Genomic DNA, 25,347 nt, shown 5'->3' on the forward strand with positions numbered 1-25,347 from the left:
ATTATGATAAAATAAAAAATTTATATATATGTTAAAAGTGTGATATAATATAAATATAGAAAAAAGGAGGGATTAGTTGTTTAATATAGGAGATAAAATAGTTTATCCAAGTCAAGGTGTTGGAATAGTTGATTTCATTGAAACAAAAGAATTTAAAGGTGAAATGAAAAAATATTATAGGATACATCTTTTTAATAACACAATGAAATTAATGTTACCATTTAGTAGAGTAGAGCAATCAAATATAAGGTTAGTTAGTGATATTAAAACAATGGATTATAATTTAGACAATATGGATAAATTTATAACTAAAGGTGATGATTTAATGAATCATAACTTTAAAGAAAGATTAGTTATTAATTCTACAAAAATAAAATCAGGTTTACTATCAGATTATTTTGAAGTTATATGTAATCTTAGTCAAATTGATTCTAAGCATCCTCTAAATACTAGTGAAAAGCAGATGTTAACTAGTACAAAGAAAATTCTAATTGAAGAGATATGCCAATCTAAAAGTTTATCTAATGAAGAAGCTTCCAATTTATTGGAACTTTCTATAGTCTTTTAATTCATAATAATATAAGAAAATACTTCAATATTATTTATAAATAAACTAGGGAAAAGAAAATTTTTGATGTGACCATTTAAATTTTAAATAAAAAGGAGTGATTAATTGGGAAATTTAATAAAGATAAACATGTATGTAGAAAGAAAAGAACCTAAAGATATAGATATGATTTTATTAAAGGAAAATTTTCTTTCCTATAATAAGTGGTTAGAAAAAATGAATAAAGAAGATATTATTGAAAGTTATAAAATGTTTTTAACTACAATATCTTAATTTAAGAGAAATAAGGCAGAGTCTAAAGGCTTTGCCTTATTTTAATTTTAGTGATAACTTTATAAGTATAATAAAGTGTAATCTGGAGGGCTAGAATATGAAAATAATGATTATAAATGGACCTAATATAAATATGATTGGGGTTAGAGAAAAAGGTATATATGGTACAAAGAGCTTTGAAGAAATTTGTTCATACATAAGATCAGAAGGAGAAAAAAGAGGTCATGATATAACTCTTCTTCAAAGTAATTGTGAAGGTAAAATAATAGACTTATTACAAGATGCATACTTTGAAAAGTATGATGGTGTGGTTATAAATCCAGGGGCATATACTCATTATAGCTATGCTATACATGATGCTATAAAAGGAAATACAGGAATACCAACTGTTGAAGTACATCTTTCAAATGTTCATGCAAGAGAAGATTTTAGAAAAGAATCAAAAACTGCACCAGCTTGTATTGGACAGATTGCAGGGTTCGGAGAAAAAGGATATATACTAGCAATTGAAGCATTAGAAGATTATAAGGAAAAAAATATTTAATTTAGATTAAATAATATAAAATTAGACATATTATATTGAGATAAGCAAATAGAGTTGGAATTATAAACCTTAAGTGTAATTATTTAAAGTTACATTTAAGGTTTATTATTTTTGTATGAAGATAAATATTTAAAAAGTATTATCTAATCTATTTAATGAAATAATAAACTTAGGTTTTATTATAAATAAGGAAGTGTTCTATATGGAGTTAGCTATATTAAATAAAGTAAAGAAAAGCTATGGAAATAGAGATATATTGTATATTGAAAAGTTTGAGATATTAGATGGAGATAGGATTGGGATAGTAGGTAGGAATGGCTCCGGAAAGACTACATTAATTAAATGCTTAATAGGAGAGATAGATATTGATGAAGGAGAGAGGTTTATTACAGACAGTTATTCTTATATAAGCCAGATTGAGGATGATTATGGGGATTGTACAGAAGGTAAGATAAAGAGTTTGTTTGCAGCGTCGGATAAGTATAATGAGTTTTTATCAGGTGGAGAAAAGATAAAAATTAAAATAGTAAATGCACTTAGTGAAAATAAAAATCTTATAATAGCAGATGAACCAACATCAAATTTAGATAGTTCTAGTATTGAGGTATTAGAAAATATGCTAGAAAGTCATAATGGTTCATTGATTTTAATATCTCATGATAGAGAATTCTTAGACTGTTTATGCAATTATATAGTAGAAATAGATGATGGAAAGATAAAAAGATATAAAGGTAATTATACAGATTATATAAATCAAAAAAAAGAGGAGAGAAAGATAGCAGATAGAGAATATCATAGTTATATTAAAGAAAGAGAACGTTTAGAAAAAGCTATATTAAAGAAAGAAGGATTAAGAGATAGAATAAAGAAAGCCCCAAAAGGAATGGGAAAATCCGAAGCTAAAACTATAAAAATGGGCGATCAAAAGGGAAAGAAAAATATTGATAATAATATCAAAAATATAAAAAGTAGAATAAATCATTTAGATATTAAAGAAAAGCCTAAGGATGAAGTAGAAATTATAATAAAGGTAAAAGAAGCAAGAGATTTTAAAGCTAAAATACCAGTAAAGGTAAAAGATCTAAAATTAACTGTTGGAGATAAGGTTCTAATAGAAGAATGTGAGTTTAGCATAAACAAAGGAGATAAAGTTGCTATTATAGGAGAAAATGGATGTGGTAAATCAACTCTCTTAAAGGAAATAATAAAAAATGATAATGACAATATTAAAATTTCTAAAGGGGTAGAAATAGGTTATTTTGATCAAAGTCAAAAAATATTAGATGAAAGGAAGAGTGTGCTAGAAAATGTAAAAGTGGATTCCTATTATGATGAAAGTTTTATAAGAAGTAAATTAAATAATTTCGGATTTAAAGGAGAAGCTGTAAATAAAGAAGTTAATTTATTAAGTGGTGGAGAAAGAGTTAAGGTATCACTTTGTAAAATACTTTTATGCGACAATAATTTATTAATATTAGATGAGCCAACAAATTATTTAGATATAAAATCAATGGAAGCTCTTGAATCAGCATTAGTTAATACAGATAAAACAATTATATTAGTTTCACATGATAGAAAATTTATATCAAATATATGTAATAAAATTATAGAGATAAAAGATAAGAAAATAAATAAATTTGATGGAAATTATAAAGAGTTAAAAGAATCTATAAAGAAAAGAGACGAGAGTAAAGTGGAAAAACATAATAAAGATGAAATTTTAGTATTAGAAAATAAAATTTCAGAAGTCATATCAATGCTTTCAATTGAAACAGATGTTAATAAAAAAGAGAAGTTAGATAATGAATATAATATACTATTAAAAGATATAAAAAAACTCAAAGAAGAAAATATTAAGAATCTAAACAAGTAATTTAAAATATAATAGCATTATATAAAATTTAATTTAAAGGTTAAAAATAAGTTAAAATGATAAAAAAACTTTATATTTTTAACAAATTATAATACAATTATATTAATATTTGAAATATTCGGTAAAATTTATTGAATTTAGTAGAAGGGTATATCTACTTATATAATTAAATTTTACTTGTATATAAATATATTTTGGAGGTGGTAGATGTGATAAACTTGATGATCATTTGTGCTTTGATTCTACTAGTATGTGTAACCTCTACTAAGATTTTATACAAATTTGGGGTACCTATTCTTTTAATTTTCATCATATTTGGAATGTTATTTGGTTCAGATGGAGTTATAGGAATATATTTTGACAATTACGAATTAACAAGTCAGTTATGTTCAATTGCATTAATTTTTATAATGTTCTATGGAGGTTTTGGTACCAATTGGAAGATGGCCAAACCTGTCGCAGTACAATCTGTACTACTCTCAACAATAGGAGTTGTTATAACAGCAGGACTTACTGGATTATTTTGTTTCTGGGTGTTTAAGACAACTATATTAGAGGGACTGCTTATAGGTTCAGTAATTGCATCCACTGATGCAGCAGCAGTCTTTGCAATTTTGCGTTCTCAGAAATTAAATTTAAAAGGTTCTTTAGCATCAATATTAGAAGTTGAAAGTGGTAGTAATGATCCATTTGCATATATGTTAACAATAATCATATTGGGATTAATGGCAGGTAATGGTTATGGATCAATAGTGCCAATGCTTTTAACTCAAGTAATAATTGGAGTATTATGTGGAGCAATTTTAGCAAAAGGAACTGTATATTTATTAAAGCGTGCAAATTTCGAAATAGAAGGATTTTATCCAATATTCGTTACAGCAGTTGCAGTTTTAGCTTATGCTTTAAGCGAATATTTAGGAGGAAATGGATATTTAAGTGTATATATTGCAGGTATAATAATAGGTAACAAAAAAATACCTCATAAAAAGAGTCTTGTTCATTTCTTTGATGGTATATCATGGATAATGCAAATAATGTTATTCTTTATACTTGGATTATTAGCATTTCCGTCACAGTTACCGGCAGTCGCATTTAAAGGTGTATCAATATCATTATTTATGATTATAATTGCAAGGCCAATTGCAGTATTTGGAATACTAAGCTTCTTTAAGATGACATTTAAAGAAAAGCTTTTTATATCATGGGTAGGACTTAGAGGAGCAGCATCTATGGTATTTGCAATCTTTGCTGTAACTTATGGAGTACCTATAAACAATGATATTTTTCATATAATATTCTTTTTAGCATTATTCTCAGTTGCTGTGCAAGGAACGCTTGTGCCAACTGTAGCAAAAAAGCTTGACTTAGTAGATGATGAATCACCTGTACTAAAAACATTCAATGATTATAAAAGTGAAAAAAGTACAAAGTTATTAGAAATTAAGGTTAAAAAAGGTAGTAAGTATGCAAATAAGTCAATTATGGATTCAGATATACCAGAAGAAATTTTAATTGTTATGATAAAACGTGATGGTAATGTATTAGTACCAAAGGGTTCTACTATAATAATGGAAGGTGACATAGTTGTATTAACTGGTGAGAATTTAGAACAATTAAATGATTTAGTTTCTAATTGATAAAAGGACTAGTAAGTATACTAGTCCTTTCAATCTGTATTTTTTTATATTTAATTTATTTGTTCATTCCTGTGAAAATGAGAATAGAGTCTCTTAAAAACTCTGCAAGGCCATCTTGTTCTTTATCATAATAAGCTTTAAATCTTTCATCATCAACATACATCTGTGCAAGACCTGCATGAGCTTCCTTGATATACTTAGGCCAAGTATATAATAACCATTCTTTATGCATATTAGCTACTTTTTGAGCTAAATCACTTGAAGGATCGTTAGTTTTAAATGCTTCTAAAAGAGTTTTATTTATTTCTTCTGAAAGGGAATTAAATTTATTATAATCTTCTTCACTCATATTAGTAAATAATTTATTTGACTTATCTATTGTATCATTACCATACTTAGTTCTAATTTCTTTTCCATATTTTTTTTCATTATCATCTATAATTTTTTGTTTAAAGCCCTTAAATTTTTCTTTATTATCCATTTTTACATCTCCTTTTACTGAGGCAATAGTTTGCTCAACATTTTCTATAAGCAAGTCTAATTGCTTTCTTTTTTCAAGAAGTTTGTTATGATGATCTTTAAGAGAATTTAGTTTATTAAATAAGGGATTTTCTAATATTGATTTTATAGTATCTAGATTTATACCAAGTTCCTTATAAAAAAGAATTTGTTGTAGAATATCAATTTCTTCCTCACCATAAATTCTATATCCAGATGAATTGATTCTTGCCGGCTTAAGAATTCCAATTTCATCATAATATCTTAAAGTTCTAGTACTAACTCCTGCTAGCTTGCTTAGTTTTTGTACTGTATATTCCATATTTCCACCTCCTGATAAGATAACTATATACCTTTACGTAGCGTTAATGTCAACAATATAAATAAGGAAATTTAGATTTAAAAAATAAACATAAAAAATCTATATAATAACCTCTTATTAATAATAGGTTATATAAAATTATATTAATAGTTAAATACATATAAGTATATACTTATAATATATATAACATAATAATATTTTACTTAAGAAAAACTTTATGTATAATTTGAAGAAGGAAAATATACATAGAGGAGATATATAATTGAATAAAATAAAGAAAATAATTCCAGGAATAATAATTTGTATAATTATTGGGATAATATCAGAAGTACTTGGAAAAAAATTTACTACAATTGGAGCTGCAACATTTGCAATCTTCATTGGAATAATAGTTGGAAATACAATTTTTCATGATAAAAAGTATGAGGATGGAACAAAGTTTGCAGAAAAAGACCTTTTAAATTATTCCATAGTACTTATGGGAGCAAATATAAATTTAACTGAAATATTGAGTTTAGGTTTTAGTGGATTAATTTTTATAATTATACAAATGACCTTAACAATATTTATAGCATATTTTATTGGGAGAAGACTTCAATTTAATAAGAAATATTGTCTTCTTATGGCATCAGGTAATGCTGTGTGTGGATCTTCTGCAATAGCAGCTACAGCGCCAGTTATTGAAGCAGATGATTCAGATAAGGTTATATCAATAACTATAGTAAACATAATTGGTACAATATTAATGATAACCTTACCCTTAATAGCATCATCATTATATTCTAATGATACACTTCAAACATCGGCTATTATTGGAGGAACCTTGCAATCTGTAGGACAAGTAATTGGTTCAGCTAAATTTGTTGGAGATAGTGTTGTAGAATTAGCTACAGTATTTAAAATAATTAGAATTATACTACTTGTAGTAGTTGTATTAGTTTATGAAAAGATACATATTTCAGAATACAATAAAAATATAAAATATGATAAGAACATAAGAGATAATGAAAATATAAATATTAATAAGAGAAAGAAAAGAATTAATATACCTTGGTTTATAACAGGATTTTTCATAGTCTGTATTCTTTATACAATAGGAGTAGTTCCAGATTTCTTATCAAAATTATTTAAATGGATAAGTAGTAACTTTGAAATTATAGCATTAGCTGGTATAGGGATGAGAGTAAAGATAAGGGACCTTGTAAAAGAAGGGCCAAAAGCATTGTTATATGGAGTGTTAGTAGGAATATGCCAAGTTATATTTGCAATAATATTAATTAGAATATTATTATAAACATAATAATAAGCATTAAATTGGAAAGTAGAAAGCTTTTAAGGAAGTTTTCTACTTTTTATTTTATAAGAGAGAATTCTTAAAGCACTAAATATTGAAAAAAGTAATATAAATAAAATTACATCACAATAGCTTTACTGTATAAATACTATAAAAGTATATAAGTTTCTTATAGTATTTTAAAGGTTTTAGGGGGATAATTATGAGGAAATTTATAATTGATACTGATACGGCAACAGATGATGTTGTTGCTATAATTGCAGCATTAAGAGCAAAAAATATAGAAGTTTTAGCACTTACTGTTGTGGCTGGAAATGTAGAATTAAAGCAAGCAGTTAAAAATTCATTAATTGCAGTACAAGTTGCAAACACATATAGACCACCTGTATATATAGGAATGGCAGAGCCACTTTGTAGAAAACTTGTTAAAGCTGAAAATGTTCATGGAGATGATGGAATGGGGAATACACATTTATTTCCTTCTAAATTAAAACCTAAAAAAGAGCATGCAGTATGTGCTCTAATAAGATTAATAGAAGAAAATCCATATGAGATAGAACTTATAACACTTGGGCCTCTTACTAATGTTGCTATGGCATGCTTAAGAGCTCCGAAAACAATGGAAAAACTTAAGTCAATGACATTAATGGTTGGATCGGGGCCCAATACACCAGGAAATACTACAGAAACAGCAGAATTCAATGCATATGTTGATGCTGAAGCATTAAGTATAATATTAGATTTAAATGTACCTAAATTTTTAGTAGGGTTAGATGTTATTACAAGAGATGCCTTTGTCGGAAAAGATAATCTTAAACATTTACAAGAAAGTAACTTTTTCACAACAAAATTTATATTAAGAATCACAAAATCTATTAAAAAATTTAATGAAAATATGGGGAATGAAGTATTTGATTTAGCAGACCCTACAGCGATGGCAGCCACAATATGGCCAGATATTGTAGAGCAGACAGAAGAGGTGTATGCAACAGTTGAAACTAATAATGAAGAGAATTATGGTCAGATGTTTTATAGTATAAAGAAAAAGAAGGAAGAAATATATAATGCAACAATATGCTTGAAAATACATAGAGAGAAGTACAGAAAGCACATGATAGATGTAATTTTTAATGATGGATATTTAGAATAATGTTTTTTAGGTAGACAAATCCGAGTAAAAAGGTTATAATTGATAAAAATTATCAGTTAAGGAGGGGATGATATGAGTAATGTAGCAATGGCATTTTTACTAACACTAATTGCAGGATTAGCAACAGGAATAGGAAGTTGTATAGCATTCTTTGCTAAAAAGACTAATACAAAATTTCTTTGTGTAAGTTTAGGATTTTCAGCAGGAGTTATGATATATGTTTCAATGGTAGAAATATTTCAAGGAGCTAAAGAGTCATTAATTGGTGCAATGGGAGTTAAAGCTGGCAATATAATAACTGTAGTTTCATTCTTTGCAGGAATAGCAATTATAGCAATTATAGACAAGCTTGTGCCAAAGGAAGAAAATCCCCATGAAGTAAAAACAATAGAAGATGTTAATAGTTTAGATATTACTGATCATAAATCAAAACAAGACAAAATGCTTTTAAGAACTGGCTTAGTTACAGCACTTGCAATTGGGATACACAATTTTCCGGAAGGACTTGCAACATTTGTTTCGGCACTGGATAATGTTAGCCTTGCAATACCAATAACTGTAGCTATAGCTATTCATAATATTCCGGAAGGTATATCAGTTTCTGTACCTATTTATTATGCAACTGGAGATAGGAAAAAAGCTTTTATATATTCATTTTTATCAGGGATGTCAGAACCAGTAGGAGCTATTATTGGATATGTATTGCTTAGAAATATTTTTAATGATGTAACTTTAGGAATTTTACTTGCAGCAGTTGCTGGTATTATGGTATTTATATCAATTGATGAGCTTCTTCCAACGGCTAGGAAGTATGGCGAACATCATTTATCAATATATGGATTAGTAGCAGGAATGGCAGTTATGGCAATAAGTTTAATTTTATTTATTTAGTAAATATCATATTTGTATGTCTAAAGAGTATCAGTTAAAACTGATACTCTTTAATATTTATTAAAAAATTATTCTTAAAACTAACATTTAATAGCAATAACTATTAGTTATTACTATGATATAATAAATTTTATGTAATATAATGCAAAATTTACTTATGAGAAAAGAGGTTATATAGGAACAATAAAATAACGGAGGTGATAAACAATTCATGGAGAATTGGAAAAGAAATCTAATAATTTGTTGGTTTGGAACATTTATAACAATGGTAGGAATGAGCCAAATAGCACCTATTTTACCTATATACATAAAGCAACTTGGTATAAGTGATGTTACAATGATTGAACAATTATCAGGTATAGCCTTTGGGGTTACCTTTGTAGTATCAGGGATATTTTCTCCAATTTGGGGTAAACTTGCTGATAAATATGGAAGAAAACCGATGCTTTTGCGGGCAAGTCTCGGAATGGCTATTGTGGTTTTACTTATGGGATTTGTACATAACGTATATGTTCTAATAGGGCTTAGGCTTCTACAAGGAACTATATCTGGATATAGTACTGCATGTACTACACTTATTGCAACACAAACTGATAGAGAACATGCTGGAACTGCACTTGGTACCTTATCAACCGCTGGAGTTGCAGGTTCATTACTTGGACCGATGATAGGAGGGTATTTAGAAGGCGTAACAGGAATAAGGAGTGTTTTCTTTATAACTGGAGTATTATTATTAATAGTATTTATAGCTACTATATTATTTGTAAAAGAAGATTTTCAAGTATCAAAAGAAAAAGCACTTAAGTTTAAAGAGGTATGGGATATTATTCCTAATAAGAATTTAATGATTGCAATGTTTGTAACATCATTTGTTCTTCAGTTAGCATTTTATTCTATAGAGCCTATTATAACTGTATATGTAACAGACTTATCTAAAAATGCTACTAATATTGCATTTATTTCTGGGATGGTATTTTCAACATCAGGACTCGCAAATATTTTAGCAGCAAGGAGACTCGGTAGATTATCAGATAGGATTGGTGCACATAAAGTTATGCTAGTAGCTCTTATATTTGCTGGAATTATATTTATACCGCAGGCCTTCGTTAAAAATCCATGGCAACTTATGGGGCTTAGATTTTTCTTAGGATTATCAGCAGCGGGACTTAATCCATCAATAAATGCAATAATTAAAAAAATAACACCAGATAAGATTGTTGGAAGAGCCTTTGGATTTAATATGTCTGCACAATATTTTGGAACGTTTGGAGGTTCAATATTAGGTGGACAAGTAGCTGCTTTTTTTGGAATTAAATATATATTCTTTATTACAAGTACACTTTTATTATTGAATGGGCTTTGGGTATATAAACTAGTTTATAAAAAAATGGAAGAATAAAATATCTTGAAAATATGATGTAATTATAGTAAATTTAAATTAAGTGAATAAAAGAAATCCACTAAGTGGTAGAGGTTCGAGACCATCCCTCTATAAAAAACTAGGCAAACATGACTTTTATAGGTTGCACGGTCTTTTCGTGCAACCTTTTTTAGTTTTATTTTAATGCCTTGAGATAGTCTCAAGGCATTTTTTTTGTTCAATTAATTATATAAAAGGAGAGTTTTTTATGGATAAAAGAAAGGTAATAATAGATTGTGATCCTGGTATAGATGATTCACTAGCTATTATGTTAGCACTAAATTCAGAGGAGCTTGATGTATTAGGAATTACGATTGTATCTGGAAATGTACACGGAGAAAAGGGAGCAAAGAATGCATTAAAGATACTAAAGAAGCTTAATAGATTAGATGTTAATGTGTATATAGGAGAAGTAAATCCAATAAAAAGAGAACTTATTACAGCTGAAGATACTCATGGGGAAGATGGACTTGGAGAAACATTTTTAGAAGAAGTGACAGAAGTATCATACAAAGAAGGGGCGGTAGATTTTATAATTGAATCATTAAAAAAGGAAGATGATATATCAATAATAGCATTAGGTCCACTTACTAATATAGCAATGGCTATTGAGAGAGAGAAAGAAGCTATGAAAAATTTAAAGGAATTAGTTTTAATGGGGGGAGCTTTTAAAAGTCATGGAAATTGCTCACAAGTTGCAGAATTTAATTTTTGGGTAGATCCTCATGGGGCAGAGAAAGTATTTAATGAATTAGAAAAAAGTATAACAATGGTGGGACTAGATGTAACAAGAGATATAGTATTGACTCCAAATTATATTGAAATGATAAGACAGTTTAATGAACCATTAGGAGATTTAATTGTTGATATAACTAGATTTTATGTAGATTTCCATTGGATGCAAGAGAGAACTCTTGGTTGCGTTATAAATGATCCACTTGCAGTTGCATATTTTATAGATAGAAGCCTTTGTACTGGAGAAGAATATTATGTAGATATAGTTACTGAAGGTAAGGCTATAGGTATGAGTTTAGTTGATGAAGGAAACTTCTATAGAAAGAATCCAAATTGCTTAGTTTTAAGAAAAGTTGACTCTAAAAGATTTATGAGAATGTTTTTAGGAAGATTATTTAAAGAGCACATAAAAGATATAGATATTGTTTTAAATTCTGATAAATATAGTTATTAATAGTTTAAATGATAGATGAAATAAGATATATGTAGTAAGAAAGAGAGAGATAAGAAATGAAAAAAATTAATGTAAGTATGATTGTATTTATGGCACTATGTATAGTTATAAATATTTTAGGTGGTTTTATTGCATTATCATTAAGATTACCAGTATACATAGATACAATAGGAACAATTATGTCAGCTGTAACTTTGGGACCAATATGTGGAGGAATAGTTGGAATATTGACATCTATAGTTAATGCTGCAACATTTGACCCAATATCAATTTTCTTTATACCAGTACAGTTAGTTGTAGGAGTAAGTACAGGTTTATTATTTAGAAGTAGTAAATTTAATGGGGTAAAATCTATTCTATCTATAATATTAATTACAGTTTTAGGATCAATTACAGCCTCTGTTATTGCAGCAATAGTATTTGATGGAGTTACTTCATCAGGTTCAAGTATATTAGTCGCTATACTTAAAAATTCGGGAGTAAATATAATAGCATCAGTATTTTCTACACAAATATTTACTGATTTATTGGATAAGGGAATTAGCTTTTTTGTTGTTTTTAGCATACTTAAAGCAATGCCTAATAGCCTTAAGCTAAATTTATGTAGAGAGAGTTAGTAAAAAAGAGGAGTTATTGACTTTAATGTTGAAGTAGGTATAATGAAGATAAAAATTTCATTAGCAATAAGTAAATAGAAAGGTGATAAAAATGATAAGACAAGCAGAAAAAGAAGACGTAAAGCAAGTTGTACCATTACTACTAAATGCAATGTATGATATAGCTTTTATGTTAACTGGGGGAAAAACAGAAAGTGAGGTAGTTGAAAATTTAGAATACTTATTTAAAAAGAAAGGTAATAGGTTAAGTTTTGAGAACACGCTTGTAAAAGAAGTAGAGGGGAAGTTTGCAGGGGTAATTGTTTGCTATCATGGAAATGATTCTAAAAAGTTAGATAGTCCAATTATTTATAACTTGAGAGAAAATACAGGAAAAGAAATTCATTTCTTTGATAAAGAAGCGGAAGAGGATGAATTCTATATAGATACTTTATCAGTTTCAAAAAACTTTAGAGGAAGAGGGCTTGGAACAGATCTTATTAAAGGAGCAGAAAGAATAAGTAAAGAAAGAGGGCATAAAAAAATTTCTCTAAATGTAGATGTAGAAAATGTACGTGCATACAATCTTTATAGTAAATTAGGTTATAGAGTTGATAAAGAGATTCTAATAAATAACCATAAATATTTTCATATGATAAAAAAGATACAGTAATTTAATTAATATAAATATAAAACACTAACTCTAATTAGAGTTAGTGTTTTATATTTATATTGTAGAATTTATATCAGTTACTTATAGTTTATATTCAATCGATGTAAAATAATAACAATTAAAAACAATAATAAATAATAACAAACAATATGATATAATAAAAAATATTAATAAAATGAAAACTTAGATCTATAGATTTAATATTATATATCTAAAGATTATTAATAATAGTAAAAATAGTAGTAGGCAGGAGAGAAAAATATGATAAAATTAATTGCAACAGATATGGATGGAACTTTATTAAATGAGAATGGACAACTACCAAAAGAGTTTTTTGATACTTTAAACAAATTAATTAAAAAAAATGTAAAGTTTGTTGTTGCGAGTGGACGTTCTTATGTTAATCTTAAGGAAACATTTAAAGAGATGAAAGATAAACTCTATTATATATGTGATAATGGCGCTTTTGTAGTAGAAGACAATGAGATATCAAGTGTTGAAATTATTGATAAAGAAGAAGTAAATAATATAATAAAAGTTTGCTCGGATATAAAAGATATACAAATAGTTTTATGTGGAAAAAAGGGCGCTTATCAAACAGAATGTTCTGATGAATTTAATAAAGAAATAGATAAATATTATAATAAGAAATATATAGTTGAAGATTTATGCGATGTTGATGATGATATATTTAAAATAGCTATTTGTGATTTAGGCAATTCTGCTAAGAACTCCTATAAGGTTTTAGAGCCAATATTTGGACATGATCTTAGTGTAGTAGTGTCAGGGGCTGTTTGGTTAGATATAATGAATCAAAATATAAATAAAGGTAATGCTTTAGAAAAAATTCAAAATGATTTTAATATATCTAGAGATGAAACTATGGTATTTGGAGATTTTTATAATGATGTGGAAATGTTAAAAAAGGCTCAATATAGCTTCGTTATGGAGAATGCCAATGAGGACATGAAACAATATGGAAACTTTATAGCTAAAAGTAATATAGAAAATGGAGTTATAGAAGCTATTAAAGAATACGTGCTAAATGAATAAATAAAATATATAATAATTATTATTAAACCATATCTTTTATCTTACAAAAGCTGTATAATAAAATAAATAACTATAATAGAAGCGAGGGATAGATTTAAGATGAAGTTTGAATTAACTATAAATGAATTAGGAAGATTACTTAAAAAATTAGGTGATGAATATAAATTAGAATTAATGACTAAAATGGAGCTAAGTGGTGGATGGATGACTATGCATGGAGAAGCTACAATAGAAAGTATTCCAGCTGAAAGTGTAGGATGCAAAAGTAAAAGTAACAATATAATAAGTATAAGAGTTAAGTCAAATGATAGTGAACATGGTACATCATTAAAGCTTACAGGAGCTAAAAACTTAAAGTTTAAGATTAATGTTGCATCAACAAGATATAAAGAGTTAGCTCCAGGTAAATTAACACTTAATCAAATAAAAGTTAATGATGAAGAATGTAAATTAAGAATAGATGAAAATATTATATTTAAAATTCCAGGAACAGTAGAAGAGGTAATAGATTTTATAGAAAAATAAAAGATGAAAAAATAGAGACGAAATAACGTCTCTATTTTATTTAATTATAAATTATTTAATATTTAATCTTGTCCATATTTTCTTGAACGTTTACCAAAGCTTCTCCAAATCTTTGGAAATGAACAATTTCTCTTTCTCTTAAGAATTTTAATATTTCTTTTATTTCGTAGTCATCTGATAAGTTTATTAACCATTGATAAGTTGCCCTAGCTTTTTCTTCTGCTGCCATATCTTCGTGAAGATCAGCAATGACATCATCTTTATTTTGAATATAAGTAGCTGTCCATGGATTTCCAGTAGCATCTGTATAAAATAGACCTTTTCCATGATCAGTATAATGACCACCAAGACCAGCTTTTTTAATTTCATCAACGGTCGCATTTTCCATTAATTGATATACCATAGTTCCTATCATTTCAACGTGTGCCATTTCTTCAGTTCCTATATCAGTTAGTAATGCTTTAGATTTACCTGTAGGCATTGTGAAGCGTTGATTTAAATATCTTAAAGCTGCACTTAATTCCCCATCTGGTCCCCCATATTGAGATATAAGAAATTTTGCCATTTTAAGATCTTTAGATTTAAGATTTATTGGATACTCTAATGTTTTTACGTAATACCACATAAATTAATAATTCCTCCCTTTTAACAATTTTCCCAAGGCCATGGAGCATCTGTCCAAGCCTTTGGATTTTCTACAAAAGCTGAACCAAAGTTAGTAAGTGGTCCATAAAGATTTTCATACTTACATATTAAACAATTTAAGGTACTAGATATTGCAGCATAATCTTCTGTAGCTTGCTTATTTTCAGGGAAGTTATCAAGATAAAGGTTTAAGTCAATAGCATAAAATTGATGTTTCATAATTTTTTCTAATAATTCTTGTTTAGACATACATTTACCTCCAATAATTTATTTTTCATGATAGGGTTTATAAAGATCTTTAAATATAGTACCTTTTTTTAAAGCAGAATTTATTGTGAATAAATTTTCGTATAATTGAGGTAATACATATGCTTTTGCATAATAATTTTTTCTAGAGTTACCATCTTTACAATTTGGCATTAATTTATCGTAATTACACATTTGATATTTTCATCCTTTCGATAAAACTTATTTCATGATTATATTATGGTATTTAAACTCATGATGTGATATAAAAAAATGAAAAATGCAATTTAAAGGTGTAAATTGTGGTACAAACTTAAATAGAAAATATTAATGTAAAAAAATAGTGATTGAAATTATTTTTTTTGGTAGTATAATCATATTATTAACAGATTATTAAAGGAATAAGTTCTAGATAATTTGTATATTTAAAGACTAATAGGGGGTGGACATAATGTTAAGGGATTATTATGTAGAATTTCAGAATATTTCACGAATATTCAATGAGTATTGTAAAAATAATGAGGAGTGTATTAAAGAAGCTAAAGATGATATTATAGATTATTTAAGCAGATTAGATATGAAAATAATAAAGGATATTAAAGTAATATTACATATAGGAAAAAATGAATCAAATAATTGTATACATACACCAATTGAGTTATATAAAAGAACAATGACTACATTTGATGTGTTTAAAGGTTGGGGTGATAAAGAATCAGAAGTAGCAAGTATTATAGAAAATACTTCACTTAATGAATATTTTGATAATGGACTATCAGTTCTAGATATGAAGTAATTAATTATAAAAATAGCTGTGAATAGATACTATTATTTAGAGCTATTTTTATTTTTGTAAAGAAAAATTTAATAGTGTTGCAATATAGTACTTAAATACATACTAATATAATAAAAATATTTAGATAAGGAAAATTAATATGTATATGATGGATCCCGTTGAACTTTACAACTCTTTTGATTATAAAAACTTTAATACTAATATGTTATTATTTGTTAATGAAAACAAGATAAAAAGTAGTACAGATTACTTGATAACAACTTCATTAAAGGAAAAATATACTTATATTTTTAAAAAGAATAATGATAAATGGATGCAATTATATAAATGGATATGTACAGTTGGTAAACCATCTACACCTACAATAAAGGGGATATTTTATATAACAGGAAGAAAACCTGGATTTGGTACTGAAGACTACAGGGTAAAGTATGCTACTAGAATAATAAATGGATATTATTATCATTCTATTCTTTATGATAAGACTGGAAGCTATGTAATAGATGGAAGACTTGGGATGGCATTAAGTCATGGATGTATAAGACTTTTAACTAGTAATGCAAAGTGGATATATGATAATATACCAAATGGAACAACTGTTATAATTGCATAGAGATTAAAATAATAATTAAAAATCTTTCTATATTAAGAGGAATGTATACTATTAAGTTTGTAAAGTAAAATGCTGTATATAATTTTTTTAATAACTAGGGAGTTTTTATTGAGTATAAGGTTTAAAATAACTAATAATAAGCATACTAAGGGTATAAAAGCTTTAAAAGAGGTGTTTTAAATGGAATCAAGTAAAGTAAAGGAACTTAACTCACAATTAGAGGGAGTTATAATGGGAGAAAAAGAATTTATTAAATTAATAGAGAAAGCTAAAGATGAAAAGCTAGTAGACTTATTAAATAATAATATGGATTCTATAAAGAGTCATAAAGAAGTATTAGTTAATGAAATAAATAGTTTAGATGAAGAGGCAACAAGAGATGAAGGAACTTTAGGTAAAGTAATCGAATTCTTTAGTGGATTCACTAACATGACAATAGATACAGATAAGAAAGTGGCAAAAGCAGCTCTAAAAGGTATAGAGATGGGATATACTTCTATAAATGATTTAATGATAAAGGATATAGAATTAAGCGAGGATTTAAGCAGTAGATTAATAGACATATCTAAATCATATTCTAAAGGTATTAATTCTATACAAAAATATTTATTTGAATAAATTAAAAGGCCGTAATTTGTGGCCTTTTAATTTTTAACATTTTTCTTTATTAATTTCATAAATGTATCAGGAGTAACTATTCGTACTTTTGAATTTTTATTAAGCTCATTAACTACATTTTGCACAATATCCATATCTTTTGTCCATACATGGATATATACAAAAGTATAAGCATTAATATTAGTTATATCAGTATATCCAGAGTTAACTCTTTGATTTATTGTATTTACAAATTCAGATTCTTCTTCAAGTCCTCCCCAAATAAGATCTCTACAAGAAACTACAGGTTTGTTATTTGACCAAACTATTTCACCTTTATAATTGTTATTTCTAGCATAATCTAAATAAAATAAGCCGTGTATATTGTCTTCTTTAGTATATTTATCCCATAGTTTTATATTATTAAAGGATGAATCATCTATTATGGTGACATATCTTTGGTCAACATTTTTCATATAATCACTTAGCCTTTTAGTATAGGAATCAAGTTTATTATAAGGGTATTTACTTGGATAAATATATCCAGTACCAGAAGGAGCAACTACAAAATCATCATTAAATTTACCATAGCTTGAATTTTTATAGTAATTCTTAAATACAGTTGGTGCTAAATAATATAATGATGGACTAATACTCCAACCAAGATTAAAATTACCTTTATTTTTAGAGCCATACCATTTAGGAGAGGTGAAATTATCACCCATAAACCATTGAAGATTATCACCATCTGACATCATAATTGTTACATAATGAACATCTTTTTCATTAGAAATATTAGTTTTAGTATTTTGTTTTATAGGTTTAGAAGGGAAAGCGCTAAGGACAGTTAGGTTATATGACCAATCAGCAGCCACCATATCAATACCATATTTAGAAGTTAAGCTTACATTTTTAAATTCATCAGGTCCCCAACCAAGGCATACACTATAGGAATTCATAGAGCTAAATATTTTTTCTCTAAAATCTAATGATGATGCATTATCTTCATAAAAAACAAGAGATTTAGTCATAATTGCATAATCTCTTAAAGCAGTAGCGTGGCTAGGAGATAGCTCAATAATAGTAGAATGATTTAAACCAGAATTCCATAAATTTTTATAAGCCCATTCTTTATCTGTGTTTCTACAATCGCCAATGAGTTTATTTATTCTATGATTTTTAACTGAATCTTCAAGCTCTTTAGTAATTACTAAGGAGTCATTTAAAGAAGCTAGTGAGCAAGCATTGTTAATTGAAGGATCATTTTTAGAATTACGCTCATAGAGTACATATCCATTTATATAGTTTTTGAATATGTCGATAAGTTCAAATGGATTAGAAATCATCTTATAATTAATATTATAGTTATCCTTTAAATCATCAAGCCATACTTTATAAGCAGGTTCACTAGAGGTTAATATATAGATTTGAGAGCTACTTTTATTTGATATAATACCTTGGAGTGATGCTATCATAGTTCTCTCATCCTTTTTTAATAAATTCTCGTTAATAACATATAAAAAGTTTGGAATTTTAGTATTTTTAATAAAAGATGATTCTATATTATTTGAATTAGTAGTAATACTTTCTTTTACTTTAGTATTCATGATTATAGAAAATATTATAAATATACTTAGAGTAATACTAATTAGTTTTGTGAATTTTTTCAATATAATCACCTCATATTCATAAAAAAATTAAGTTAATTCTTATTTTTTATCCATTCAGACCAAGGTTTTGAACATGAATCAGAATTTTCTTTGCAATAAGTATAAAAATTCTTTAATAAATCCATACGTGGAGCACTAGCTTTAAAAGAATTTATAGTAGTCTCTTTGAAGTTAGCCAAAAGTAATTGTCTATTTACTATATCATCATAAGAAACTTTATTAGAATTTTTCATCATATCATACATAATCATAAAGGTAGTTGTTCTCCCAATTCCACGCTTGCAATGAAAATATATCCATTTATTATTGAATTTACTGTTTACTAATGAAACAAAATAATCCACCATATCATCTGTGGGAATTTTTCCATCTGTTACAGGAATTCTTATATATTTAAGAGAATTTTTGCTTACTAATGCATTTTCATCCTCTATAAAAACTGGAGTTATTATTTTGGGATGACTGCCACATAAAGTTAATGGAGTGTTTAGGGGGATACTTAATAATTGTGAAGTTTCACGTATTAGAACTTGATTTCTAGATAAACCTTCATTTGCATTATTTAGTTTATTCATAAAGCTTATAGCTATTCCATTTATGAATCCATGAGATTCTTGGCGAAGGTCTACATCTATAATATCTAAAGTAGTTCCTGTTTCTTTTATTAAATTTTTAATATTATACCCAGAGAATTGCTCACTTCCTGAAATATTAAGTTTATCTAAGCCATAAAGATTTAAATTATTATAATTTTTAAGTATTTCAAGATTAGATGTTTTTCGAAAGTTACTTAGAACAATTTCATTTAAGGAAGAATCTTGTACTATATAAACAAGATTATTAGTAATAGGAGAAGCAAGTGAAGAAATTTCTGGACAAATAGTTATAAGTATTGTTAATAATATTATTAGAAATTTTTGTAGTTTTTTTATCATTTGTATCACCTCGATAAAGATAATATTTGTTATATATAAATTAATATGTATTATAGGTATGATATAAATAAATATTATGTAGATTTATAAACTTAATAATCTAGAGAATAATTTAATAAATTTATTCATATATTAATCAAATTACTATGATAGAATAAAAAAAAGTCTAAAGATGGAGAATTGAACATGAATTATTTAAATAATAAAAAAAAGAAAACCATAGTTTTAATTGTAGCTGGAATGGTAGTAGCGATTGCAGGTGGAGTAGCAGTTGAAGTATCTAGTAATTTAAAAAAAGCTCAAAATGATAGGATTATAGAAGAAGAGAAAAAATTAATGGATGATATAAAACAAAATAAAATAACAAGACCAAGTTATAATTATGGATATGAAGAAGATGATGAACATATCCATAATCATGGCGCTAATGGAGGAGAAAATAATGAACATAATCATTAGTTAAAATATTAAAACTAATAGGAAATATATTTGCATAATAATAAAATTAGATATCTTATAATATACAATTTTATTATTAAAGTATAATATTTTAATAATATTAAGCCTAATACAATTAAAGTGTATTAGGCTTTTCTTATTTTATTATGTAAAGATTGTAATAAATTATAGTTTATATAAGTAATTATAAAGTAGAGGTGATCTCATGGTTAGAAGATTTATTATTATAAAAGGTATTGTTCAAGGAGTTGGATTTAGACCATTTATATACAAAATAGCTTTAGAGAATAATCTTTATGGAAGTGTATATAACACATCAAAAGGAGTTTATATAGATATAGAGGGGGAGAAGGAGAATATAGATATATTTATTAAAGATATAAGAAAAAAAGCTCCTGTATTAAGCAAGATAGAAAATGTGCATGTAGAGGATAGAGAATTTATAGGATATAAAAAATTTAAAATAGTTGCTAGTAAAGATGAAGAAGGAATAACATTAATATCCCCAGATATCGGAATATGTGATGATTGTATAAATGATATAAAAAATAATATAGAGAATAGGAGATATAACTACCCTTTTACTAACTGTACAAATTGTGGACCAAGATTTTCTATAATTAAAAAACTTCCTTATGATAGAAAATTTACTACTATGAATGAATTTAATATGTGTGATGATTGCAAAGATGAGTATGAAAATCCATTAGATAGAAGGTTTCATGCAGAGCCTACTTGTTGCAAAAAATGTGGACCAAAGATTTCTCTTTTAGATAAGAAGGGAGAAGTGGTTAAATGTGGTGATCCTATAGAGGAAGTTAGAAAGTATATTCTTAAAGGAAAAATAATTGCAATTAAAGGTATAGGTGGCTATAACATAGTATGTGATGCTGATAATAAAGAAAGCATTCTGAAATTAAGAGAGAGAAAGGTTCGGAAAAGTAAACCATTAGCTGTAATGTTTAAGGATGAAAACATTGTGAATAAATACTGTTATTTAAATGACGTAGAATTGAAGGTACTTAAAAGCAATAAAAAGCCTATAGTGCTTTTAAAAAAGCAGAATGAAGAACTACCATATAATATATCATTTGATAGTCCAAGCATAGGGGCAGTGCTTCCATATAGTCCACTACATTATTTATTATTTGATAATAAAATAGAAAGCATTGTTTTTACAAGTGGAAATATAAGTGGAAGCCCAATGATATATATGGATAATGAGGCATTAATTAAATTAAATAGTATTGTAGATTATTATTTAGTTCATAATAGAGAAATTAATATGCCAGTTGATGATTCTGTAGTAAAAGTTATTAACTCAAAAGAGAGAATAATTAGAAATGGACGTGGATATTCTCCTTTATCAATAAATAAAGAGAGTAAAGATGAAATATTAGCACTAGGTGGGGAGCTTAAGAATACTTTTTCTATAAGTAGTAAAGGGTATATTTTTTTAAGTCCATACTTAGGAGATATGAACAACATACAGGGAAGATATAATATTAATAAAAATATTGAACATATGATAGGTATGTATAATATAAATCCTAATGTTATATGTTATGATATGCATCCTAATTACTGGAGCAGAGAATATATAAAGGAGCTGCCATTAAAAAAAATAGGCGTATATCATCATCATGCTCATATTGCTAGCTGTATGGGAGAGAACAATATAAAGGATAAAGTTATCGGTATAGCCTATGATGGTGCAGGTTTCGGAGATGATGGCACTATATGGGGAGGAGAATTTATAGTATGTAATTATAAAAAATTTAAAAGAGTTGGACATGTTTCGAACTTCAAGCTTCCAGGTGGAGATAAGGCTACAGAAAATCCATGGAGGATAGGAGTAAGTCTAATTTATGAAGCATTAGGTTATGATGATGAATCATTAGATAGAATGGTAGATGTTATATCTAAGGATAGAAGAGAGATAAAATTTATATTAGATATATTAGATAAAAAGATTAATACACCTGTATGCTCAAGTATAGGTAGATTATTTGATGGAATTTCATCAATGTTAGGTTTTACAATGAAGAGAAGTTATGAAGGAGAGGCAGCTATATATCTAGAGAATTTAGCATATAAATTTTTAGAAAATAATAATTTATATAAAGAGCATTATAGTTATGAAATTAGAAAAGATAACGAGATGTTACAAATTGATTTTAAGAGAATGATAATAGAAATCCTGAAGGATATAGATAATAAAAAGTCTAAAGAGGAGATAGCATTAAAATTCCACAATACTGTAGTAGAATTTACTATAAATTTAGCTATTAAATTAAGAGAAGTTTATAGATTAAATAATATTGCTTTAAGTGGAGGCGTATTTCAAAATGAAATTTTACTAAGTGGAATAAGTAGAGGATTAGAGGAGAAGGAATTTAATGTTATAACTCATAAACTTATTCCATGTAATGATAGTGGTATATCATATGGACAATTACTAATTGGAAATAATCAAATTTAAATGGAGGATAGTATGTGTGTTGCAATACCTGGACGAGTCATTGAATTATATAAAGATGAAGCTTTAGTGGAGTTTATAGGTAGCAAAAAGATAGTAAACACGTCTTTAATTAAGAATGTTAAGATTGGCGATTACTTGCTTATACATGTAGGTATAGCTATAGAGAAAATAGATAAAGATGAAGGCAGAAAGACAATTGATATTTTTAAAAGTATGATTTCAAAGTTAGAGGAGTAATATGAATAATCTAATTAAAGAAGAGATTAAGTTATGTAAAGATATAATTGAAGAAATAAAAGTTAATGCCAAGAAAAAGATAAATATTATGGAGGTATGTGGTACTCATACAAGGAGTATATATAAATATGGAATAGATAAGATATTACCTGAGAATATTAAACTAATATCAGGTCCAGGATGTCCAGTATGTGTTACAGGAGAATCTTTTATAGAAAATGCAATAGAATTATCTAGGAGGGAAAATATAATAATAGCAACCTTTGGAGATATGATAAAGGTACCTTGTAGTAAGGGTTCTCTTAGAAGAGAGAAGGCAAAGGGAAGAGACATAAGAGTTATAACATCACCTATTCAGGCATTGAATATTGCCAAAAATAATGAGGATAAATTAATAATTTTTCTAGGAGTAGGATTTGAAACTACAATGCCAGCTATAGCTGTTTTATTGAAAAAGATAAAAGAAAATAATATAAATAATTTTTATATACTTCAAGAGGGAAAGCAGATGCCTAAAGTAATTGAGACATTGCTAGAAGATAAAGATATTAAAATAAATGGATTTTTAGTTCCAGGTCATGTTAGTACAGTTATTGGGGTAGAGGAGTTTAGAGAATTAGGAGAGCGGTATAGTGTTCCTATGGTAGTTAGTGGATTTGGATGTCTAGATATTCTAGGAAGCATACTGATGATAGTTAAGATGATTAATAAGAAAGACTATAATTTAAAGAATTTATATAAAAGAGCTGTACGAAATAGTGGGAATATTGAGGCTAAAAATATACTAAACGAAGTATTTTTTACTTCAAGTGGAATGTGGAGAGGACTTGGAGAGATAAATGGAACTGGATATGACCTTAGAGAAGAATATGAAAAATATGATGCAAGGTTATATTTTAAATTAGATAATAATAAAGAGTATATGGATACTGGATGTATTTGTGGAGATATATTAAAGGGGAAAAAAACTCCAAATGAATGCAAGTTATTCAAAAAAGTTTGCAATCCTAATAATCCTAAAGGTCCTTGCATGGTATCTAATGAAGGGACATGCTCAATATTATATTCATATAGATAATTTAAAAATAAAGGAGAGAAGATGAATATTATAACATTAGCTTGCGGAAATGGTGGAGAAGAAAGCCATAGGTTAATTAATGACCTATTTTATAAATATTTTAGAAATAATGAATTATTAAAAGGAAATGATTCTGCTATTTTAGATACAATGAGTAAAAGGATGGCGGTTACAACAGATAGCTTTGTTATAAAACCTATATTTTTTAAAGGCGGAGATATAGGAAAACTTAGTGTTTGTGGAACAATAAATGATCTAGCTGTAAGCGGAGCTAAACCTCTTTATATGACAGTTGCATTTATAATAGAAGAGGGATTTTTAATAAAAGATTTAGAAAAAATAGTTGTATCAATAAGTGAAGAGGCCAAAAGAAATAATATATTAATTGTTTCAGGAGATACAAAAGTAGTTGAGAGGGGTAGCTGTGATGGTATATATATAAATACTACTGGAATAGGGATTATACCTAACGAAAAAGGAAGATTAGATTATAAAAACATTAAAGATGGCGATAAAATTATAGTAAGTGGAACTATTGGAGATCACGGAATAAGTATAATGTGTGATAGAGAGGAACTAGAATTAGATAGTGAAATAAAGAGTGATTGTGCAAGTCTTTATAAGTTAACAGAAGAAATATTAAAATGTAGCAATAATATAAGGGTTATGAGAGATCCAACAAGAGGTGGAATTGCTACAACACTAAAAGAAATTGTGGACTCTTCTGGAATGAGTATGAGAATTAAAGAGGATAGTATACCTATAAAGGATAATGTTAATAATGTGTGTGACATGATAGGACTTGATCCTTTGTATATAGCTAACGAGGGGAAAATTATATGTATAGTTTCTAAAGAGGATAGCAATAAAGTTTTAAAGACAATGAGATCTCTACAAATTGGGAAAGACTCAACTATTATTGGTGAAGTTATAGATGATGGAGCAAGAAAATTATATTATGAGACGCTGATAGGGGCAGAACGAACTTTAGAGAGAGTTAAAGGAGAACAGATACCAAGAATTTGTTAGAATGGAATTATATTTATTTACATTATAATAAAAATATGGTAATTTATTCTCATG

28 protein-coding genes and 1 riboswitch are annotated in these 25,347 nt (G+C 27.2%); of the genes, 22 read left to right on the forward strand and 6 right to left on the reverse strand.

Annotated elements, in window-relative coordinates:
• Window positions 1–76 precede the first annotated feature (76 nt).
• The 5 genes from JOC62_RS02395 to JOC62_RS02415 all read left to right on the forward strand — a co-directional run bounded on the left by JOC62_RS02395 (window position 77) and on the right by JOC62_RS02415 (window position 4,895).
• Window positions 77–568: a CarD family transcriptional regulator gene (locus JOC62_RS02395; RefSeq protein ID WP_204593575.1), complete on the forward strand. Its 492-nt coding sequence runs from the start codon at window positions 77–79 to the stop codon at window positions 566–568.
• Window positions 569–673: 105 nt separating this feature from the next.
• The gene (locus JOC62_RS02400; RefSeq protein WP_204593576.1) at window positions 674–841 is read left to right on the forward strand and encodes a hypothetical protein; all 168 of its coding nucleotides are present in this window, start codon (window positions 674–676) and stop codon (window positions 839–841) included.
• Window positions 842–938: 97 nt separating this feature from the next.
• Complete coding sequence (gene aroQ, locus JOC62_RS02405) at window positions 939–1,385, forward strand: type II 3-dehydroquinate dehydratase (protein WP_204593577.1); 447 nt, start codon at window positions 939–941, stop codon at window positions 1,383–1,385.
• Window positions 1,386–1,587: 202 nt separating this feature from the next.
• Window positions 1,588–3,258 (forward strand): ABC-F type ribosomal protection protein CplR, encoded by a 1,671-nt coding sequence (cplR, locus tag JOC62_RS02410; RefSeq protein WP_204593578.1) that lies wholly within the window; start codon window positions 1,588–1,590, stop codon window positions 3,256–3,258.
• A gap of 209 nt (window positions 3,259–3,467) precedes the next feature.
• Window positions 3,468–4,895 carry a potassium/proton antiporter gene (locus JOC62_RS02415; RefSeq protein ID WP_204593579.1) on the forward strand — a complete coding sequence of 476 codons (1,428 nt, stop codon included), beginning with the start codon at window positions 3,468–3,470 and terminating at the stop codon, window positions 4,893–4,895.
• A gap of 55 nt (window positions 4,896–4,950) precedes the next feature.
• On the opposite strand, the gene JOC62_RS02420 is transcribed toward JOC62_RS02415, so the two are convergent.
• Window positions 4,951–5,715, reverse strand: coding sequence for a MerR family transcriptional regulator (locus tag JOC62_RS02420; RefSeq protein WP_204593580.1), 765 nt, complete (start codon window positions 5,713–5,715; stop codon window positions 4,951–4,953).
• Window positions 5,716–5,977: 262 nt separating this feature from the next.
• Here JOC62_RS02420 and JOC62_RS02425 point away from each other — a divergent pair, with 262 nt between their 5' ends.
• From JOC62_RS02425 to JOC62_RS02465, 9 genes are all read left to right on the forward strand, one after another.
• Entirely contained in the window at window positions 5,978–7,009 is a 1,032-nt protein-coding gene (locus JOC62_RS02425) for a YeiH family protein (protein WP_204593581.1), read from the forward strand.
• A 202-nt stretch (window positions 7,010–7,211) separates the two neighbouring features.
• A complete protein-coding gene (locus JOC62_RS02430; RefSeq protein ID WP_204593582.1) occupies window positions 7,212–8,159 on the forward strand; it encodes a nucleoside hydrolase in 948 nt (315 codons plus the stop codon).
• A gap of 72 nt (window positions 8,160–8,231) precedes the next feature.
• Window positions 8,232–9,050 carry a zinc transporter ZupT gene (gene zupT, locus JOC62_RS02435; RefSeq protein WP_204593583.1) on the forward strand — a complete coding sequence of 273 codons (819 nt, stop codon included), beginning with the start codon at window positions 8,232–8,234 and terminating at the stop codon, window positions 9,048–9,050.
• A gap of 211 nt (window positions 9,051–9,261) precedes the next feature.
• A complete protein-coding gene (locus JOC62_RS02440) occupies window positions 9,262–10,449 on the forward strand; it encodes a multidrug efflux MFS transporter (RefSeq protein ID WP_204593584.1) in 1,188 nt (395 codons plus the stop codon).
• Between the two features lie 65 nt (window positions 10,450–10,514).
• Window positions 10,515–10,559, forward strand: a riboswitch (PreQ1 riboswitch).
• A gap of 119 nt (window positions 10,560–10,678) precedes the next feature.
• Window positions 10,679–11,659 (forward strand): nucleoside hydrolase, encoded by a 981-nt coding sequence (locus JOC62_RS02445; protein ID WP_204593585.1) that lies wholly within the window; start codon window positions 10,679–10,681, stop codon window positions 11,657–11,659.
• 56 nt (window positions 11,660–11,715) lie between these two features.
• Complete coding sequence (locus tag JOC62_RS02450; RefSeq protein WP_204593586.1) at window positions 11,716–12,276, forward strand: ECF transporter S component; 561 nt, start codon at window positions 11,716–11,718, stop codon at window positions 12,274–12,276.
• A 91-nt stretch (window positions 12,277–12,367) separates the two neighbouring features.
• Window positions 12,368–12,928, forward strand: coding sequence for a GNAT family N-acetyltransferase (locus tag JOC62_RS02455; protein WP_204593587.1), 561 nt, complete (start codon window positions 12,368–12,370; stop codon window positions 12,926–12,928).
• A gap of 261 nt (window positions 12,929–13,189) precedes the next feature.
• Window positions 13,190–13,981: an HAD family hydrolase gene (locus JOC62_RS02460; protein ID WP_204593588.1), complete on the forward strand. Its 792-nt coding sequence runs from the start codon at window positions 13,190–13,192 to the stop codon at window positions 13,979–13,981.
• Window positions 13,982–14,080: 99 nt separating this feature from the next.
• Window positions 14,081–14,506 (forward strand): UDP-N-acetylglucosamine pyrophosphorylase, encoded by a 426-nt coding sequence (locus JOC62_RS02465; protein ID WP_204593589.1) that lies wholly within the window; start codon window positions 14,081–14,083, stop codon window positions 14,504–14,506.
• 55 nt (window positions 14,507–14,561) lie between these two features.
• Here JOC62_RS02465 and JOC62_RS02470 read toward each other — a convergent pair whose 3' ends face one another.
• Genes JOC62_RS02470 through JOC62_RS02480 form a run of 3 tightly spaced genes read right to left on the reverse strand, consistent with a single transcriptional unit; the run spans window position 14,562 to window position 15,592 of the window.
• Window positions 14,562–15,131: a manganese catalase family protein gene (locus tag JOC62_RS02470; RefSeq protein WP_204593590.1), complete on the reverse strand. Its 570-nt coding sequence runs from the start codon at window positions 15,129–15,131 to the stop codon at window positions 14,562–14,564.
• 20 nt (window positions 15,132–15,151) lie between these two features.
• Window positions 15,152–15,400 (reverse strand): spore coat protein CotJB, encoded by a 249-nt coding sequence (locus JOC62_RS02475; protein ID WP_204593591.1) that lies wholly within the window; start codon window positions 15,398–15,400, stop codon window positions 15,152–15,154.
• Window positions 15,401–15,418: 18 nt separating this feature from the next.
• Entirely contained in the window at window positions 15,419–15,592 is a 174-nt protein-coding gene (locus JOC62_RS02480; protein WP_243424995.1) for a spore coat associated protein CotJA, read from the reverse strand.
• Between the two features lie 256 nt (window positions 15,593–15,848).
• Here JOC62_RS02480 and JOC62_RS02485 point away from each other — a divergent pair, with 256 nt between their 5' ends.
• The 3 genes from JOC62_RS02485 to JOC62_RS02495 all read left to right on the forward strand — a co-directional run bounded on the left by JOC62_RS02485 (window position 15,849) and on the right by JOC62_RS02495 (window position 17,424).
• Window positions 15,849–16,193 (forward strand): hypothetical protein, encoded by a 345-nt coding sequence (locus JOC62_RS02485; RefSeq protein ID WP_204593592.1) that lies wholly within the window; start codon window positions 15,849–15,851, stop codon window positions 16,191–16,193.
• 145 nt (window positions 16,194–16,338) lie between these two features.
• On the forward strand, window positions 16,339–16,806 hold the full coding sequence (locus JOC62_RS02490) for a L,D-transpeptidase (RefSeq protein ID WP_243424996.1): 468 nt from the start codon (window positions 16,339–16,341) through the stop codon (window positions 16,804–16,806).
• A gap of 180 nt (window positions 16,807–16,986) precedes the next feature.
• A complete protein-coding gene (locus JOC62_RS02495; protein ID WP_204593593.1) occupies window positions 16,987–17,424 on the forward strand; it encodes a DUF2383 domain-containing protein in 438 nt (145 codons plus the stop codon).
• A 26-nt stretch (window positions 17,425–17,450) separates the two neighbouring features.
• On the opposite strand, the gene JOC62_RS02500 is transcribed toward JOC62_RS02495, so the two are convergent.
• Complete coding sequence (locus tag JOC62_RS02500; protein WP_279381494.1) at window positions 17,451–19,073, reverse strand: GxGYxYP domain-containing protein; 1,623 nt, start codon at window positions 19,071–19,073, stop codon at window positions 17,451–17,453.
• A gap of 32 nt (window positions 19,074–19,105) precedes the next feature.
• On the reverse strand, window positions 19,106–20,008 hold the full coding sequence (locus tag JOC62_RS02505; RefSeq protein WP_204593594.1) for a fused DSP-PTPase phosphatase/NAD kinase-like protein: 903 nt from the start codon (window positions 20,006–20,008) through the stop codon (window positions 19,106–19,108).
• 186 nt (window positions 20,009–20,194) lie between these two features.
• Here JOC62_RS02505 and JOC62_RS02510 point away from each other — a divergent pair, with 186 nt between their 5' ends.
• The 5 genes from JOC62_RS02510 (at window position 20,195) to hypE (ending at window position 25,293) form a co-directional block, all read left to right on the forward strand.
• A complete protein-coding gene (locus tag JOC62_RS02510) occupies window positions 20,195–20,467 on the forward strand; it encodes a hypothetical protein (RefSeq protein ID WP_204593595.1) in 273 nt (90 codons plus the stop codon).
• A gap of 205 nt (window positions 20,468–20,672) precedes the next feature.
• Entirely contained in the window at window positions 20,673–22,949 is a 2,277-nt protein-coding gene (hypF, locus tag JOC62_RS02515) for a carbamoyltransferase HypF (RefSeq protein ID WP_204593596.1), read from the forward strand.
• A 12-nt stretch (window positions 22,950–22,961) separates the two neighbouring features.
• Complete coding sequence (locus tag JOC62_RS02520; protein WP_204593597.1) at window positions 22,962–23,186, forward strand: HypC/HybG/HupF family hydrogenase formation chaperone; 225 nt, start codon at window positions 22,962–22,964, stop codon at window positions 23,184–23,186.
• 1 nt (window position 23,187) lies between these two features.
• Entirely contained in the window at window positions 23,188–24,264 is a 1,077-nt protein-coding gene (gene hypD, locus JOC62_RS02525; protein ID WP_204593598.1) for a hydrogenase formation protein HypD, read from the forward strand.
• Window positions 24,265–24,285: 21 nt separating this feature from the next.
• A complete protein-coding gene (gene hypE / locus JOC62_RS02530; RefSeq protein ID WP_204593599.1) occupies window positions 24,286–25,293 on the forward strand; it encodes a hydrogenase expression/formation protein HypE in 1,008 nt (335 codons plus the stop codon).
• Window positions 25,294–25,347: the final 54 nt, after the last annotated feature.

This window comes from Clostridium sardiniense, from assembly GCF_016907995.1.
GTDB lineage: Bacteria > Bacillota > Clostridia > Clostridiales > Clostridiaceae > Clostridium > Clostridium sardiniense.